Source organism: Streptomyces sp. NRRL S-920 (assembly GCF_000717945.1).
Lineage (GTDB): Bacteria > Actinomycetota > Actinomycetes > Streptomycetales > Streptomycetaceae > Streptomyces > Streptomyces alboniger.
This window is the reverse complement of the sequence record NZ_JODF01000018.1, coordinates 86,315-101,507: the sequence shown is the minus strand read 5'-3', so window position 1 is coordinate 101,507 and position 15,193 is coordinate 86,315. Positions and strand designations below refer to the sequence as shown.

Annotated in this window: 14 protein-coding genes and 2 tRNA genes; 4 read left to right on the top strand and 12 right to left on the bottom strand. The window is 71.4% G+C overall.

Annotation, left to right across the window (positions count from 1 at the left end):
- Nucleotides 1-67: 67 nt before the first annotated feature.
- Nucleotides 68-2,968 carry a leucine--tRNA ligase gene (leuS, locus tag IG54_RS0115805; RefSeq protein WP_030783425.1) on the bottom strand — a complete coding sequence of 967 codons (2,901 nt, stop codon included), beginning with the start codon at nt 2,966-2,968 and terminating at the stop codon, nt 68-70.
- A 393-nt stretch (nt 2,969-3,361) separates the two neighbouring features.
- Between leuS and IG54_RS0115800 the strand changes: the two genes are divergently transcribed.
- Both IG54_RS0115800 and IG54_RS0115795 read left to right on the top strand, forming a co-directional pair.
- Nucleotides 3,362-4,441: a hypothetical protein gene (locus IG54_RS0115800; protein ID WP_234336184.1), complete on the top strand. Its 1,080-nt coding sequence runs from the start codon at nt 3,362-3,364 to the stop codon at nt 4,439-4,441.
- Nucleotides 4,438-6,030: an NADH-quinone oxidoreductase subunit NuoF family protein gene (locus IG54_RS0115795; protein WP_030783419.1), complete on the top strand. Its 1,593-nt coding sequence runs from the start codon at nt 4,438-4,440 to the stop codon at nt 6,028-6,030. The genes IG54_RS0115800 and IG54_RS0115795 overlap by 4 nt, the downstream gene beginning before the upstream one ends.
- 94 nt (nt 6,031-6,124) lie before the next feature.
- On the opposite strand, the gene IG54_RS0115790 is transcribed toward IG54_RS0115795, so the two are convergent.
- Nucleotides 6,125-6,197, bottom strand: a tRNA-Ala gene (locus tag IG54_RS0115790).
- Between the two features lie 122 nt (nt 6,198-6,319).
- On the opposite strand from IG54_RS0115790, the gene IG54_RS0115785 reads away from it, so the two are divergent.
- Nucleotides 6,320-7,534 carry a glycosyltransferase 87 family protein gene (locus IG54_RS0115785; RefSeq protein WP_030783416.1) on the top strand — a complete coding sequence of 405 codons (1,215 nt, stop codon included), beginning with the start codon at nt 6,320-6,322 and terminating at the stop codon, nt 7,532-7,534.
- Here the strand turns inward: IG54_RS0115785 and IG54_RS0115780 are convergent.
- From IG54_RS0115780 to IG54_RS0115770, 3 genes are all read right to left on the bottom strand, one after another.
- Nucleotides 7,503-7,736 carry a hypothetical protein gene (locus tag IG54_RS0115780; RefSeq protein ID WP_030783413.1) on the bottom strand — a complete coding sequence of 78 codons (234 nt, stop codon included), beginning with the start codon at nt 7,734-7,736 and terminating at the stop codon, nt 7,503-7,505. The genes IG54_RS0115785 and IG54_RS0115780 overlap by 32 nt on opposite strands.
- A gap of 3 nt (nt 7,737-7,739) precedes the next feature.
- The gene (locus tag IG54_RS0115775; protein ID WP_030783411.1) at nt 7,740-7,922 is read right to left on the bottom strand and encodes a hypothetical protein; all 183 of its coding nucleotides are present in this window, start codon (nt 7,920-7,922) and stop codon (nt 7,740-7,742) included.
- Nucleotides 7,923-7,992: 70 nt separating this feature from the next.
- Nucleotides 7,993-9,459 (bottom strand): MFS transporter, encoded by a 1,467-nt coding sequence (locus tag IG54_RS0115770; RefSeq protein WP_078594136.1) that lies wholly within the window; start codon nt 9,457-9,459, stop codon nt 7,993-7,995.
- Nucleotides 9,460-9,876: 417 nt separating this feature from the next.
- Between IG54_RS0115770 and IG54_RS0115765 the strand changes: the two genes are divergently transcribed.
- Nucleotides 9,877-10,695, top strand: coding sequence for a helix-turn-helix transcriptional regulator (locus IG54_RS0115765; protein WP_078594154.1), 819 nt, complete (start codon nt 9,877-9,879; stop codon nt 10,693-10,695).
- A 57-nt stretch (nt 10,696-10,752) separates the two neighbouring features.
- On the opposite strand, the gene IG54_RS0115760 is transcribed toward IG54_RS0115765, so the two are convergent.
- The 7 genes from IG54_RS0115760 to IG54_RS37980 form a co-directional block, all read right to left on the bottom strand.
- A tRNA-Ala gene (locus IG54_RS0115760) sits at nt 10,753-10,825 on the bottom strand.
- Nucleotides 10,826-10,956: 131 nt separating this feature from the next.
- On the bottom strand, nt 10,957-11,598 hold the full coding sequence (locus IG54_RS0115755; protein ID WP_030783401.1) for a histidine phosphatase family protein: 642 nt from the start codon (nt 11,596-11,598) through the stop codon (nt 10,957-10,959).
- Nucleotides 11,595-12,038 (bottom strand): ribosome silencing factor, encoded by a 444-nt coding sequence (rsfS, locus tag IG54_RS0115750; RefSeq protein WP_030783398.1) that lies wholly within the window; start codon nt 12,036-12,038, stop codon nt 11,595-11,597. The genes IG54_RS0115755 and rsfS overlap by 4 nt, the downstream gene beginning before the upstream one ends.
- Before the next feature lie 109 nt (nt 12,039-12,147).
- A complete protein-coding gene (locus tag IG54_RS0115745) occupies nt 12,148-13,869 on the bottom strand; it encodes an LCP family protein (protein ID WP_234336182.1) in 1,722 nt (573 codons plus the stop codon).
- A 17-nt stretch (nt 13,870-13,886) separates the two neighbouring features.
- The gene (nadD, locus tag IG54_RS0115740; RefSeq protein WP_030783394.1) at nt 13,887-14,525 is read right to left on the bottom strand and encodes a nicotinate-nucleotide adenylyltransferase; all 639 of its coding nucleotides are present in this window, start codon (nt 14,523-14,525) and stop codon (nt 13,887-13,889) included.
- A gap of 103 nt (nt 14,526-14,628) precedes the next feature.
- A complete protein-coding gene (locus IG54_RS42520; RefSeq protein ID WP_030783390.1) occupies nt 14,629-14,793 on the bottom strand; it encodes a hypothetical protein in 165 nt (54 codons plus the stop codon).
- Nucleotides 14,794-14,879: 86 nt separating this feature from the next.
- Complete coding sequence (locus tag IG54_RS37980) at nt 14,880-15,113, bottom strand: hypothetical protein (RefSeq protein ID WP_037897180.1); 234 nt, start codon at nt 15,111-15,113, stop codon at nt 14,880-14,882.
- Between the last annotated feature and the right edge of the window lie 80 nt (nt 15,114-15,193).

Genomic DNA, 15,193 nt, shown 5'->3' with positions numbered 1-15,193 from the left:
CATCCGAACCCCCAACCTGCCCTTAAGGGAAGACCCCTATGCCACTGATCCGCCAGGGGCCGGTCCGCTACGCCGGAACGATGTTCACCAGCTTCGGAGCCCGCACGATCACCTTGCGGATGCCCGCGCCGTCCAGTGCGGCCACGACCTTCTCATCGGCCAGGGCCACCTTCTCCAGCTCCGCGTCGGAGATCGACGGCGGGACCTCCAGACGTGCCTTGACCTTGCCCTTGATCTGCACGACGCAGGTCACGGACTCGTCCACGACGTACGCCGGGTCGGCGACCGGGAAGTCCTGGTGGACGACCGATTCGGTGTGGCCCAGCTTGCGCCACAGCTCCTCGGCGACGTGCGGGGCCAGCGGCGCGATCAGCAGCACCAGGCGCTCGGCGACCGACCTCGGCACCGCGCCGCCCGCCTTCGTCAGGTGGTTGTTCAGCTCGGTGATCTTGGCGATGGCGGTGTTGAACCGCATGCCGTCCAGGTCCTGGCGGACCCCGTCGATCGCCTTGTGCAGGGCGCGCAGCGTGGCCTCGTCGATGTCGGCCTCGGCGACGTCCGTGACGGTGACCTCACCGGTCGACTCGTCGACGATCAGGCGCCACAGGCGCTGCAACAGGCGGTACTGGCCGACGACCGCGCGGGTGTCCCAGGGGCGGGACACGTCCAGGGGGCCCATCGCCATCTCGTACAGGCGCAGGGTGTCCGCGCCGTACTCGTCGCAGATCTCGTCCGGCGTGACGGCGTTCTTCAGGGACTTGCCCATCTTGCCCAGCTCGCGCTTGACCGGCTCGCCCTCGAAGAAGAACGTCCCGTCGCGCTCCTCGACCTCGGTCGCCGGCACCGGGAAACCGCGGCTGTCCCGGTAGACGTACGCCTGGATCATGCCCTGGTTGTAGAGCTTGTGGAACGGCTCGGCGGACGAGATGTGCCCCAGGTCGAACAGGATCTTGGACCAGAAACGCGCGTACAGCAGGTGCAGCACCGCGTGCTCGGCGCCGCCCACGTACAGGTCGACGCCGCCGGTCGGCTGTCCCGCGCGCGGGCCCATCCAGTACTGCTCGACGGCGGGGTCGACCAGCTGCTGGTCGTTGCGCGGGTCCAGGTAGCGCAGTTCGTACCAGCACGAACCGGCCCAGTTGGGCATGGTGTTGGTCTCGCGGCGGTACTTCTTCGGACCGTCGCCCAGGTCCAGGGTGACGTTGACCCAGTCCTCGTTGCGGGACAGCGGGGTCTCCGGGGAGGTGTCCGCGTCGTCCGGGTCGAAGGTGCGCGGCGAGTAGTCGTCGACCTCCGGCAGCTCCAGGGGCAGCATCGACTCGGGCAGCGAGTGGGCGACGCCGTCCTCGTCGTAGACGATCGGGAAGGGCTCGCCCCAGTAGCGCTGGCGGCTGAACAGCCAGTCGCGCAGGCGGAAGTTGACGGTGCCCTCGCCGATGCCGCGCGTGGCCAGCCAGCCGGTGATGCGCGCCTTGGCGTCGACGACGTCCAGGCCGTCCAGGGAGAACTCCGCGTTCGCGGAGTTGATCAGCTTCGCTTCGTGCGAGACGAAGGCGTCGTCCCAGGTGGCGGTGTCGGTGCCGCGGCCGTCCGACGGCTCGACCACGCAGCGCATCGGCAGGTGGAAGGCGCGCGCGAAGGCGAAGTCGCGGCTGTCGTGCGCCGGGACGGCCATGATCGCGCCGGTGCCGTAGCCCATCAGGACGTAGTCGGCGATGAAGACCGGGACCTGCTCGCCGCTGACCGGGTTGGTGGCGTAGACGCCGGTGAAGACGCCGGTCTTCTCCTTGGCGTCGGCCTGGCGCTCGACGTCGGACTTCGACGCGGCGAGGGCGCGGTACTTGGCGACGGCCTCGGCGGGCGTGGCGTGGCCGCCGGTCCACACCTCGTGGGTGCCCTCGGGCCAGGCCGCCGGGACGACCTTGTCGACCAGCTCGTGCTCGGGCGCCAGGACCATGTAGGTCGAGCCGAACAGGGTGTCCTGGCGGGTGGTGAAGACGGTGATCGCGTCGCCCTCGGTACCCACGGGGAAGTTGACCCGCGCGCCTTCGGAGCGGCCGATCCAGTTGCGCTGCTGGAGCTTGATGGCGTCGGGCCAGTCCAGCGCGTCCAGGTCGTCCAGCAGGCGGTCGGCGTACGCGGTGATGCGCATGTTCCACTGGCGCAGCTTGGCCTTGAAGACGGGGAAGTTGCCGCGCTCGGAGCGGCCGTCGGCGGTGACCTCCTCGTTGGCCAGGACGGTGCCCAGCCCCGGGCACCAGTTGACGGGCGCGTCGGAGGCGTAGGCCAGGCGGTACTGGCTCAGCACCTCGGCGCGCTCCGAGGCGTGCAGCTCGCTCCACGCGCGCGTGGAGCCCGGTACCGCACGCTCACCGCCGTCGAACTGCGCGACCAGGTCGGCGATCGGGCGGGCCTTCTTGACGTCGGCGTCGTACCAGGAGTTGAAGATCTGGACGAAGATCCACTGGGTCCACTTGTAGTAGTCCGGATCGATCGTCGCGAACGAACGCCGCTTGTCGTGCCCCAGACCCAGGGAGCGCAGCTGGGCCTTCATGTTCTCGATGTTGGCCTCGGTGGAGACCCGGGGGTGCGTGCCCGTCTGCACGGCGTACTGCTCGGCGGGCAGGCCGAAGGCGTCGAAGCCCAGGGTGTGCAGGACGTTGTGGCCGGTCATGCGCTGGAAGCGCGCGAAGACGTCCGTGGCGATGTACCCCAGGGGGTGGCCGACGTGCAGGCCCGCTCCGGAGGGGTACGGGAACATGTCCATGATGAACTTCTTGGGCTTGGCGACCAGCGCGGCCTGTGCCTCGTTCCGCGCGGCCATGTCACCGCTCGGGTTCGGCGCCTCGTAGGTGCCCTCGGCGTCCCAGAAGTCCTGCCAGCGTGCCTCGATCTCAGCGGCCAGAGCGGCCGTGTAGCGGTGCGGCGCGGCCACCTCGGAGGCGGCAGCAGAATTCGTCTCGCTCATGATCCTCAAAGCTCCATCGATCGTCTCTGCCTACGGAATTGACCGTGCTGGCCAAATGAAAAAGCCCCTCGCACAGGAGGGGACGCCGCGCCGATTCCGACCGCGATTCACCGGCGGTCGGGACTGATCAGCGCGGCCCGCTAAGCAGAAGGCGTACGGCACGCATGGCGTCAGGGTACCGCAGCGCCCGCGCGGCCCGCGACGAGGTCACGCGGGCGGCGGCGAGACCCCTCCCACCGACCCTTGGCCAATGGTTACTCCGCGTACCGCCCACTATCGGGGCAACACCAAGACCACATCGCACTTAGATAACAACGCAATAACTCAAACCCCGTACCCGCTGGTATGGAGCGACTTAGCATGCGGCGGACCGAACCATTTCGGAGCCGCCCCATGAACCCTCTGCACCCTCATCGCCAGAGCCGTCCTCTCGGCACCCGAGCGCAGCTCCAGCGCCGTCTGCTCGGCACCGGAGCCCTGCTCCTGATACCCCTGCTCGTCGTCGTGGGCAGCGACGCCTTCCGGGCCGCCCTGGACTTCACCACCGGCGTCCTGTGCCTGGTCTCCCTCACCGCCGCCGTGGTCTGGGGCCTGGTCGCCACCGACCGTCTCTTCCTGCGCTCGCGCCAGCGACTGCTCGCCCAGGCCGTGCACCGGGCCACAGCGGTCGCCTCCGTCGGCTTCCTGCTGCTGCACGGCACCGTCAAGGTCGCCCTGGACCACGTCTCGCTCCTCGGCGCCCTCGTGCCCTTCGGGCTCGGTGTCACCGGCACCGCCGGGCTGATCGGCCTCGGCTCGCTCGCGGGCCTGCTCATGGTGGCCACGAGCGTCACCGGCGCCCTGCGCAGCGCCTTCGCCTCCCCCGCGCGGATCGCCTCGCGCTGGCGGTCGCTGCACATGCTGGCCTACCCCGCCTGGTGCGCGGCGCTGATCCACGGCCTGTACGCGGGCCGCCCGCCGAAGCCGTGGGTCATCACCCTGTACTGCCTGTGCCTGGTCGCGGTCGCCGGGGCCGTCGCCCTGCGCGCGGCGCCGCCGCCGATCAAGCGGATGGTCGCCTCCCGGATCCTGGCCCTGCTGGAACCCGACCGGGGGGCTCCGCCCCGCGGCCGGCCACGCGCGCGGGACACCGCCTCCAGCCCGCTCCCCGGCACGGCCCCCGACTTCACGGCCGCCCCCGATCCCGTCGTCGGCATCTCCGCGGCCTACCGCGCACTGGCCGAGCCGCCACGCCACGCGCCCCTCGCCGAGCCCGCGGAGGGCTGGCCCGTCCCCTGTCCGCCCCCGCCCGCCGAGTCCCCGTACGTGGCGCCCCAGCCCACGTACGACACCATGCCCCAGCCCGTCTACGACCTCTCCTACGACTACCGCACCGCGTACGACAGCGGCCCCGCCACCGAACCGCTGCCCCGGCCCTTCCAGGCCCCCAGCTCGGGCGAGCCCTGGAACGCCGGCACCGGAGGCCATCCTTGAACGCGCCGCTCCCCGACGTCCCCGAAGTCCGCGTCGTCGGTCTCCCCCTCCTCACATCCGGCTTCGACCTGGTCGAACGCCTGGATCTGACCATGCATCTGAAGGTGCACGGCCCGCTGGAACCAATGGCGGGCGAGCCGCTCGCCCGCCTCGCCGAGCAGATCGCGCTGCGCGGCCGGGGCGGCGCCGGCTTCCCCTTCGCCCGGAAGCTGCGGGCCGTCGCCGACGCGGCGATACGCCGCGGCGTGCGCCCCGTAGTGGTCGTCAACGGCAGCGAGGACGAACCGGCCTGCCGCAAGGACACCGTCCTGATCAACCGCGCCCCGCACCTGATCCTGGACGGCGCCCTGCTCGCCGCGGAGGCCATCGGCGCCCGCACCCTCGTCATCGGCGTGACGCGCGACTCCACCGAGGCCTCGATGAGCAGCGCCCTCGCCGAGCGCGGCCTCGGCAACCGCCGCGGATCGGCGCTCCGCGCGCGTGTGCAGCGCAATCCGGTACGGATGGTCACCGGGGAGTCCTCCGCCCTGGTGCGCTCGGCCGACGGCGGCCCCCCGCTGCCGCCGGGCCGCAAGGTGCGTACGTCCGACTCCGGAGTGGGCGGCGCGCCCACCCTGCTCTCCAACGCGGAGACCTTCGCGCAGCTCGCCATCGCCGCCCGGACCGGCGCGGACCGCTACTGCCGCACCGGCCTGCGCGACGAGCCGGGCACGGTCCTGCTGACCCTCTCCGGAGCGGTCACCCGGCCGATGGTCGTCGAGGTGCCCACGGGAGTGCCCCTGCGGTACGTCCTTCAGCTCGCCGGCGCCCCACCGCTCCCCCAGGGCGTGCTGACGGGCGGGTACCACGGCAAGTGGCTCGACAGCGTCACGGCGCACGACGCGGTCGTCTCCCGCGCCTCCCTGGAGGCCTGCGGAGGCGCGCTCGGCGCGGGCGCGATCCTGCCGATCGGCGAGGACACCTGCCCCCTCGGGGAGTCGCTGCGCGTCGCGCACTGGCTCGCCGCGGAAAGCTCCGGCCAGTGCGGCCCCTGCTACCTCGGCCTCCCGGCGGCGGCGCGCGGCCTCGCGGAGGTCCTGGACGGGGGCGGCCCGACCGCCCTCGAAGCGCTGCGCGAGGTGACCCGTGCCGTGAAGAGGCGCGGCGCCTGCAAGCATCCCGACGGCTCGGCGGCCTTCCTGGAGTCGTCGATCGCGGCGTTCACCGACGACCTCGCGGCGCATGTCCTGGGCAGTGGTTGCGGCCGTCCCGTGACGGGTGTCCTGCCCCTCCAGGCGGAGGCTCCCCCGGCCCAGGCGCCCAGTGGCCGCAAGCTGGCCGTCGACTGGACGCTCTGCCAGGGGCACGGCCTGTGCGCGGATATCGTCCCGGAGCTGATCCAGCTCGGCCCGGACGGCTTCCCCGCCGTGGCGGAGGCCGCCGTACCGCGCTACTCCGAAGCGCGCGCCTCCCGCGCCGTGCGCCGCTGCCCGGCGCTCGCCCTGCGCATCGAGGAGGACCCGGAGGCGGCGCCACCGGCCCGTCCCGAGCGGCCCGCCGCGCTCCCGCCCGGCCGGCGCCGCAGGGCGCTGGGCAGCGGTCGGGAGTGACGAGAAGGTCCGCTACGACAGCGGGACCCCAGAGAGGAACGACAAAGAAATGAGAGCGGGCCACCCGATCCGGGTGGCCCGCTCTCATGTGCTGTGGAGCTAAGGAGAATTGAACTCCTGACCTCCTGCATGCCATGCAGGCGCTCTACCAACTGAGCTATAGCCCCTTGCTGTGTCCGCCCGGTTTCCCCGGCGGCTCCGCCAACATTACACGGTCATCCGGGTGCTCCACCAAATCGGTTCCGGTCTGGGCCGATACCGCCCGATAAGGCCGGTACTGTCAGCCTCCGTGACCGTGATCGCGTTCGCCGCCGCCCGCCGCCGCGTGCCCCTGGCCGCCGGGGCCTGTCTGCTCTCGTTCACGGCCTTCTGGCTGGCCCAGCGCGCCGCCGACGTCTCGATGATCGACCTGATGGTCTACCGGGCCGAGGGCGAGACCGTGCGCGCGGGCGGCGACCTGTACGCCCTGCGCACCACCGAAGCCCATCTGCCGACGACCTACCCGCCGTTCGCCGCGCTCCTGTTCACCCCGCTGACGCTCCTGGACATCCCGGACATGCGCGCGCTCGCGACGCTCGGGAACCTGCTCCTCCTCGTCGTGTTCGTATCGCTCTCCCTGCGGTTCGTCGGTGAGGCCCGGCACGCGCGCGTGGAGAACGTCCTGTGGGTGTCCGCGCTCGCCGTCTGGTGCGAGCCGGTGTGGACGACCCTGCGCTACGGACAGGTCAACCTGCTGCTCGCCGTCCTCGTCCTGGGGGACCTGTCCCGGCGCCCCGGCCACCGCTGGGCGGGCCTGGGCATCGGCGTCGCCGCCGCGATCAAGCTCACTCCCGCACTCTTCGCGGTGTTCCTGGTGCTGACCGGGGGCGCCGAGGCGCTGCGGCGCGGTGTGTGGCGACCCGCGGTGCGCCACGCGTGCGTGGCGGCCGTCTCGTTCGCGGGCGCGACGCTCCTCGCGGCCGCCGTCCTGCCCTACGACTCGTGGCGGTTCTGGACCCGGATGGTCTTCGACGCGGGCCGGGTCGGGCTCGCGGAGGACACCGCGAACCAGTCCCTGCGCGGTGTCCTCGCCCGGCTCCTGCACACCCCGGAGCCCGGCGCGCGGTGGGCGGCGGTCGCGGCGGCGTGCTGCGCGCTCGGCCTGGCGGTCGCGGTGGCCGCCGCGCTGCGCGGGGAGCGGGCCAGGGCCGCGCTCTGCTGTGCGGCGACGGCGCTCCTGGTGAGCCCGGTGTCGTGGTCGCACCACTGGGTGTGGTGCGTGCCCATGGTGCTGCTCCTGGGGGCCGAGGCGGCCCGCCGCGGGGGCCGGGCCCGGTGGGCGGCCACCGCAGCCGCGTCCCTGGTCTTCTGCTCGTACGCCCTGTGGTGGGTGCCGCACGGGCCGGGGCGGCTCGAACTCGGCCAGAATTATGGCCAGATGACGCTGTCCGCCCTCTACGTAGTGACCGCTTTGGGGTTCCTGCTGGTCGGCGTCACGCGGTGGCGAACGAGTAGAACCGCTTGAGGGTGCAGTGCTCGTCGAGCAGCCGGCCGTAGATCGGCTCCCCTTCGAGTTCGCGGTAGGTCTCGATGGGGTCGCCTTTTATGATCAGCGCCCGCGCACACTCCTCGCACCAGTACTGGTATTCGTTGTTGACCGGCTCCATGTCGCGGACGATGGGTGTGCCACTGCCGCACCAATCGCATTTCCGCCTGTGTGCACCCATCGATCAGCTCCAGCTGTGGCCGCAGGCGGTGCAGACATAACTGACCCCGCCGTTGTCACCGAGTACCTGGGCGACGTGGGCCGAGCCGCAGGAAGGGCAGTTGAGGAGGGCGCCGAGCGCGGCACGTACTCGTGTCGCCGCGTCGTCGAAGAGGCGGTCGACCTCTTCGAGGATGCTCGCAGGCATCGCGCTCTCCCTCCCGTCGGGCTGCGTCACCTTCCGGCTGTCCGATTCTGCCACGCTCCGAGCGGCCCGGTCAGCGAGGCATTCGTACCAGTCCGGACACGGCGCCGAGCACGGCCACCGCCGAGAGCGCGTAGCAGCACACCAGGAGCGCGCTCCCGGATGAATACGCCCCGGCGCCCCCCTGCGACTCAATCCGGTTCAAGAAGAGCGCTCCGAAGCAGGCGACTCCGGTCAGCTGGCCGAGCTGCGTGACCGTGGCGAGGAGGCCGCTGGCGTCGGCCGCGTCCTCGGCGCGCACCGTGGCGAGCGCCCGTGTGAGCGTCGGCCCGAAGCCGAGCGAGAGCCCCGCGCCGACGCCGACGAAGGCCACGTACAGCCAGAGACCGCCGTCACCGCCGTCGCGCAGCAGCAGACCCACGGCGGCCGTCGACACGGCGGTCAGCGCGAAACCGCCGGGAATCAGCGGCCTTTGGACCGCCTGGGGCCAGCGGCGCCAGGTCAGGCCGACCAGGCCGAAGACCGCGGCGGTCGGTGCGAAGGTGAGACCGGCGCGCAGCGCGCTGTGGCCGAGGCCGCCCTGGACGTGCAGGGTGAGCACGAAAAGGAAGCCCGCGTTGGCGGCCATCACCGCGGTGACCCGGAACACGGCGAGGCCCATGCCCGGTGTCCGCAGGACCCGCGGCGCGATCAGCGGCGCCCCGCCCCGGCGGGCGAGCCGCGACTCGTAGGCGCAGAACAGCGCGAAGAGGAGCGCGGCGGCGGTCAGTGAGAGCCAGGGCCACAGCGGCCAGTCCTCCTCCTCGCCGAGGACGAGCGGCACGGTGAACAGCGACACGGCGGCGCCGAGCAGCACCAGCCCCGGCAGATCGAGGCCGCGCGCCCGCCCCGCCGCGCGCTCCGCGTCGTCGTCGCGCGGCAGCACGCGCGCCGCGAGGAGGAGCAGGACCACGCCGACCGGCACGTTCACCAGGAACACCGGCCGCCAGCCGGTGCCGAACAGGTCGGCGCTGACGAGGACCCCGCCGAGCACCTGCCCGGCGGCGGCACCGGTCGCGAGGACCGCCGAGTACGCGCCGAGCGCCTTCACCCGCGCCTCGCCGGCGAAGTTCCGCTGGATCAGGCTGAGCACCTGGGGGATGAGGAGGGCGGAGCCCGCGCCCTGGAGCAGTCGGAAGGCGGTCAACTCCCCGGCCCCCCTGGCGAGTCCGCAGGCGAGCGAGGCCACGGTGAAGACCGTGAGGCCCACGAGGTACATCCGCCGGTGTCCGAGGCGGTCGCCGAGCCGGGCGCCGGTGATCAGGAGCACCGCGTACGTGATGGTGTAACCGGCGATGACCAGCTGCAACCCGGCGCCGGACGCGTGCAGTTCGGTGCGGATGGTGGGGGCCGCGACATTGACGATGAAGACGTCGAGCAGCGCCATGAACTGGGCGGCCAGCACGACCGCGAGGAACCGTCCGCGGCGATTGTCAGTGCCGGGGGCTTTACTGAGTGCGGGAGTTGAACCCGCGGGGGCGGGTGAGGTGGTCGTTGTCATGCCGTCGAGCGTGCGGACGATCGAGTACGGGTAACGAGAGCCCGCTGATGCTGGTACTGACAGCACCTGGCAGGGGCCGGGGCGGGCGCGGACGATGGGGGCGTGACGACGATGACGGGGACGACCGGGATCCGGGGACAGGCACAGGAGCGGACGCGGCAGACAGCGGCCCCGCTGCGGCGAGCAGAGGACGCACGGGCAGCGACTTCGCAGCCCCCGCCGGAACAGACACAGCCCCCGGCCACCCAGTGGCGCCCCCCGGAACAGACACAGGCAACCGCCCCACAGGCCCCGCCGCGCCACACACAGGCAACCGCCCCGCAGGCCTCGCCGGGCCACACACAGGCAACCGCCCCGCAGCCCCAGCGCCCGCCGGACCAGACACACCCCCCAACCACCCAGCGGCGCCGGCCCGAGCTGGCCGCCTTTCTGCGTGGCCGCCGGGCCCGGGTGACACCGGCCGACGTGGGCATGGCCCCGGGTCTGCGCCGCCGTACTCCGGGGCTGCGCCGTGAGGAGGTCGCCCAGCTCTCCGGAGTCGGCGTCACCTGGTACACCTGGCTCGAACAGGGGCGTCCGATCAACGCGTCGCCCCAGGTCCTGGACGCCGTGGCACGCACCCTGCGCCTGGACCGGCCCGAGCGCGAGCATCTGTACCACCTGGCCGAGGTGCCGTACGCCCCGGACCGCGAGGCGGCGGCGGGGGCGGTGGACCCGGAGATCCAGGGCATCATCGACGCCGTCGACCCCCACCCCGCGGTGGTCTACAACGCGCGCTACGACATCCTCGCCACCAACCCCGCCTACCGCGATCTGTTCGTCATCGAACAGCCCCCCACGAGCGGTGTCGCGAACGTGCTGTGGTCACTGTTCACCGTGCCCGCGCGGGACTGCCCGCTGGTCTTCCGCGATGCGGAGCTGCCGGTGATGGTGGCGACCCTGCGCAGCGCGTACGGACGGCATGTGGGCGAGCCCGAATGGGAGGGCTTCATCCATGCCCTGTCCGCCGCGAGCCCGTACTTCGCGCAGCTCTGGAAGAGCGGCGATGTGCTGCCGCCCGGTCCTCGGGTGAAGACGTTCCGGCACAAGGCGATCGGCGAGCTGCGTATGTCGTCGGTCTCCCTGAGCATCAACGGCATGCCCGAGTCCCGGATCGTCGTCTACACCCCGGACGACGACGAGAGCCGCCGGCACACGGCCGAGCTGCGGGAGAGACGGCTGAGGAGAGACGGCTAAGGAGAGGGGCGGAAAGAGAAAATCCCGCCCCCTGACGGGGACGGGATTTCCAAACTGTGGAGCTAAGGAGAATTGAACTCCTGACCTCCTGCATGCCATGCAGGCGCTCTACCAACTGAGCTATAGCCCCTTGCGCCATGCGACGAGAGCCGCATGATGTTTCGCCCCGCTCGGCGGGGCGAACAAGAAGAACTTTAGCCTGCGACCAGCCGGAATGTGAAATCCGGGTCCGGCCGCCCACCTGAGCGGCTCGGAGGGCGCTCAGTCGTCGTCGCCGAGCACCGGCTCCGGCAACGTGCCGGCGTTGTGTTCGAGCAGGCGCCAGCCGCGCGCGCCCTGGCCGAGGACCGACCAGCAGCAGTTGGAGAGCCCGCCGAGCCCTTCCCAGTGGTGGGAGTCCAGACCGAGGAGGCGACCGATCGTGGTGCGGATGGTGCCGCCGTGGCTGACCACCACCAGCGTGCCGTTGTCGGGCAGCTTCTCGGCGTGGCGCAGGACGATGGGCGCGGCCCGGTCGGCGACCTCGGTCTCCAGCTCGCCACCGCCGCGGCGCACCGGCTCACCGCGCTTCCACGCGGCGTACTGGTCGCCGAAGCGCGCGATGATCTCCTCGTGCGTCAGGCCCTGCCACTTACCGGCGTACGTCTCCCGAAGGCCCTGCTCGTACGTGACGGGGAGGCCAGTGACGGCGGCCAGCTCGCCCGCCGTGGCCGCCGCCCGCTTGAGGTCGGAGGCGACGATCGCGTCCGGCTTCAAGGAGGCCAGCAGCCGGGCGGCGCGCCTGGCCTGGGCTATGCCCGTCTCGGTCAGCTCGATGTCCGTGGAGCCCTGGAAGCGGCGCTCCAGATTCCAGGCCGTCTGGCCGTGCCGCCACAGGATGATCCGGCAGCCGCGGTTGCTCACCGAAGCTCACCGTCCAGGTCAGCCTCCTCCGCGGCCCGCTGCTCGGCGTGCTCGGCGCCCTTGCCGCGGGTCGCCTTGGCGTCCTCGGGCAGCGCGATCTCGGGGCAGTCCTTCCACAGGCGCTCGAGGGCGTAGAAGACCCGCTCCTCGCTGTGCTGGACGTGCACCACGATGTCGACGTAGTCGAGGAGGATCCAGCGCGCGTCGCGGTCGCCCTCGCGGCGGACCGGCTTGGCGCCGAGCTGCTTGTTCAGCTGCTCCTCGATCTCGTCGACGATCGACTTGACCTGGCGGTCGTTGGGCGCGGAGGCGAGCAGAAAGGCGTCGGTGATCGACAGCACGTCGCTGACGTCGTACGCGATGATGTCGTGCGCGAGCTTGTCGGCAGCCGCCTGGGCGGCGACGTTGATGAGCTCGATGGAGCGGTCCGTGGCGGTCACTGGTGAGCTTTCCTTCAGATGGTCAAGACACCTCAAGGGTCTCACGGACCGCCACCCGCACCCCAGACGATTACGTCACCGCCTCCGTCGGCCCCCTCTCGCCCCGCTCTCACCCCGCCTTGTAGTCCTGGCCGAGGACCACGGACACATCGGCGTTCGGTGCGGTCCTGCCCTTGCGGACCGCGCTGGTCGGCAGGCCGAGGGTCTTGGCGACCTCGGTGGCCTGTGCCTTCTTGGCCGCGTCGGCGTAGGTGACCTGCGAGGTGGGCTGGGCGGCGGAGCCGGCGCCGCTGTCGATGAAGGCGTAGCCGCCGTTGACCAGGGAGACCCGGGCCTCCTGGGCCGCGCTCTTCGCCCCGGAGGCGTTCTTGACGCCGACCCGCACGGCCGCGCCGTTGTCCGGGCTCTTCACCGCGCCGCCGAGGAGGTCCTTGACCACGCTGTCGCCGGCCTTCTCGGACAGGGTGCCGTCCGCCCGCACCGGCAGCAGCGTCGTCCTGTAGTCGCCGCCCTTCGCACGGTCGGCGAGCTTGGCGAGGAAGGTGCCGAGGTCCTTCTCCTTGAGCGAGGGGTCGAGGATCAGACCGAGCGACTCCACGGTGGTCGTGGCCCCCCGCGCGTCCGACGACAGTTTGCGCAGGATGCCCCGCATGACCTGGCCGAAGCGGGCGAGCTGCGCGCTCTCGTCCTCGCCCGGGGCGCGGTAGGTGGCGTAGGCGACGGCCATCTCGCCGCTGAGGGTCTGCTGCTCGCCCTTCTTCACCAGGGGCGCTTCACCCTTTTTCGCCTTCGGCTCGGGCACGTCGGCGTTCGTGTCGATGTCGATGTTGCCGACGAGTTCGACGAGGTTGTTGAGGAACGGCGTGTCCAGGCGCCAGGTGCCCTCGACCTCGGTGCCGAGGACGGTGTCGATCGACTCGCGCGTGCCCGTCGAACCGTCGTCGTCGACGGACTTGCCGAGCGTCGTCGCGCTGCCGTTGTCGTCGGAGACGGCGAGGGAGTTGGGCAGCAGCACGGTGGCGCCCTGCCCGGTGGTGCTGTTGTCGACCAGGAGCGCGGTGGAGGTGCCGCCGCCCTTGGTGTTGTGCAGATGGACGACGATCACGTCGCGCTTCTGCGGTCCGGACGCGTCGGCCGCGGCGCCCTTGCCGTCCGACTGGCCCGGCAGCTCGCCCGCGAACCAGAGGTAGCCGACGCCGCCCGCGATCACCAGGGCGAGCACCACGACGAGCGCGACGACGCGGGAGCGTCCGCGCCGCTTGGCCTCCTCGCGCCGCTCGGTGCGGCTCTCGGTGAACTTCAGCCAGTCGATGACGTCTTCGGAGTCCTCGTCCGGCTCCTCGATGAAGGAGAACTGCTCGGTCTTGTACTCGGGCCGCGACGCACGCGGCTCGGGCTCGGACGCACGCGGCTCCGGCACCCGTTCCGGTTCGGGTCCGGGCTCGGGCCGAGGCGGTTGAGGCTGCTGCTGGGGCACCCAGGCCTGTTCGTAGGACGGGGACGGGGTGGCGGGCGTACCGCCGTACGAGTCATACGTACCCGCACCCGTACCTGTGCCCGTACCCATGCCCGTGCCGTAGGAGGCGTCGTAGCCCTGCTGCTGCCCACCCGCATACGGGTCGTACCCGTACCCCTGAGACTGCTGAGACACGTGCGGCTGCTGGGGCACTTGCGGCTGCTGAGGCACCTGCTGGTACACCGGCCGCCCGTACTCGTCATACCCGACGACCTCGTACTGGTCGGCCGCGTACGGGTCGGCCGCGTACTCACCCACGTACTCGCCCGCATACGGATCACTGCCCGCATACGGGTCGTACTGTCGGTCGTTCACCGGGTGCCCCTCTCGGCTCATTCGCCGCGGTACAGCTCGCGCTTGTCGATATAACGCACCACACCGTCCGGCACCAGATACCAGACAGGGTCACCCTTGGCGACCCGCGCGCGGCAGTCCGTGGACGAGATGGCGAGGGCCGGGACCTCCACGAGGGAGACACCGCCCTTGGGGAGTCCGGGGTCGGCCAGGGTGTGGCCGGGCCGGGTGACCCCGATGAAGTGCGCGAGGGAGAACAGCTCCTCCGTGTCCCGCCAGGTGAGGATCTGGCCGAGGGCGTCGGCGCCCGTGATGAAGAAGAGGTCCGTGTCGGGGTTGAGGGCCCGCAGGTCCCGCAGCGTGTCCGTGGTGTAGGTCGCTCCGCCGCGGTCGATGTCGATGCGGCTCACCGAGAACTGTGGGTTCTCGGCGGTCGCGATGACCGTCATCAGGTAGCGGTCCTCGGCCGCGGACACCTGTTTGTCGCTCTTCTGCCACGGCTGCCCGGTCGGTACGAACACCACCTCGTCGAGGTGGAATTGCGCGGCGACCTCGCTGGCCGCCACGAGGTGTCCGTGGTGGATCGGGTCGAACGTGCCGCCCATGACGCCGAGGCGGCGCTTGCCGTTGCTCACCGGACCGGTCCCCGGACCGGTAGGCATGTCCTGCTCTCCCATGCGTGCAGACCCTACCGGCCCGGTCGAGGGGCCCTGCTCCGGCCGTCAGCCATAAAACGTCAGGCGTCGGCCATCAGCCATCGGCCGTCAGCCATCGGCCGTCTCAGCGGTCGCGGTTGAAGCGGGTGGTGATCCACAGGAGCAGCAGGAGCGCGACGAACGCGCCGCCGCCGGTGAGGAGGGGGCTGAGGCTTTCGTGGTCGCCACCGTGCTCGCCGCCCTCGGAGGCGAGAGTGACCAGCTGGGCGGCGGTGCTGTGGAGGCTCATCTCAGGCAGGACCTATCCGGGGGTGGGATGGACATAAGGACTTCCGGGCCATCGTAAGCGGGGGCCCGGCCTCGGCTCACGCCGACTCAGCTCTTGTGGCCCTCACCGCCACCCGGCCGCCCCTCACCGCCCTGTCGGTCCTCGCCCCCGCTCCCGCCCTCGTCCTCGCCCCTGCGGTACCCGCGCAGCAGGAACCACCCCACCAGGACACACCCGACGACCATGACGATCAGCACGATCCGCAGCAGATTGCCCGGCCCCTGCTGCTGCGCGGCCTTGGCCGCTTCGGTGAGCCAGTCGGGCCCAGGGTTGTGCTCCATGACGGAAGACTCCTTCTGTGTGCTGCCCTGTCACGGTATCTCCGCCTAGGCTGGACCCCACCTCGGGGGCACAAGGGGAC

What these genes read in the sequence shown, in the direction of transcription:
- IG54_RS0115775 (WP_030783411.1), bottom strand. Translation starts at nt 7,922, where the DNA reads ATGCCTGCGAGCATCCTCGAAGAGGTCGACCGCCTCTTCGACGACGCG.
- IG54_RS0115800 (WP_234336184.1), top strand. Translation starts at nt 3,362, where the DNA reads ATGAACCCTCTGCACCCTCATCGCCAGAGCCGTCCTCTCGGCACCCGA.
- IG54_RS42520 (WP_030783390.1), bottom strand. Translation starts at nt 14,793, where the DNA reads ATGAGCCTCCACAGCACCGCCGCCCAGCTGGTCACTCTCGCCTCCGAG.
- nadD (WP_030783394.1), bottom strand. Translation starts at nt 14,525, where the DNA reads ATGGGAGAGCAGGACATGCCTACCGGTCCGGGGACCGGTCCGGTGAGC.
- IG54_RS37980 (WP_037897180.1), bottom strand. Translation starts at nt 15,113, where the DNA reads ATGGAGCACAACCCTGGGCCCGACTGGCTCACCGAAGCGGCCAAGGCC.
- IG54_RS0115770 (WP_078594136.1), bottom strand. Translation starts at nt 9,459, where the DNA reads ATGACAACGACCACCTCACCCGCCCCCGCGGGTTCAACTCCCGCACTC.
- IG54_RS0115780 (WP_030783413.1), bottom strand. Translation starts at nt 7,736, where the DNA reads ATGGGTGCACACAGGCGGAAATGCGATTGGTGCGGCAGTGGCACACCC.
- leuS (WP_030783425.1), bottom strand. Translation starts at nt 2,968, where the DNA reads ATGAGCGAGACGAATTCTGCTGCCGCCTCCGAGGTGGCCGCGCCGCAC.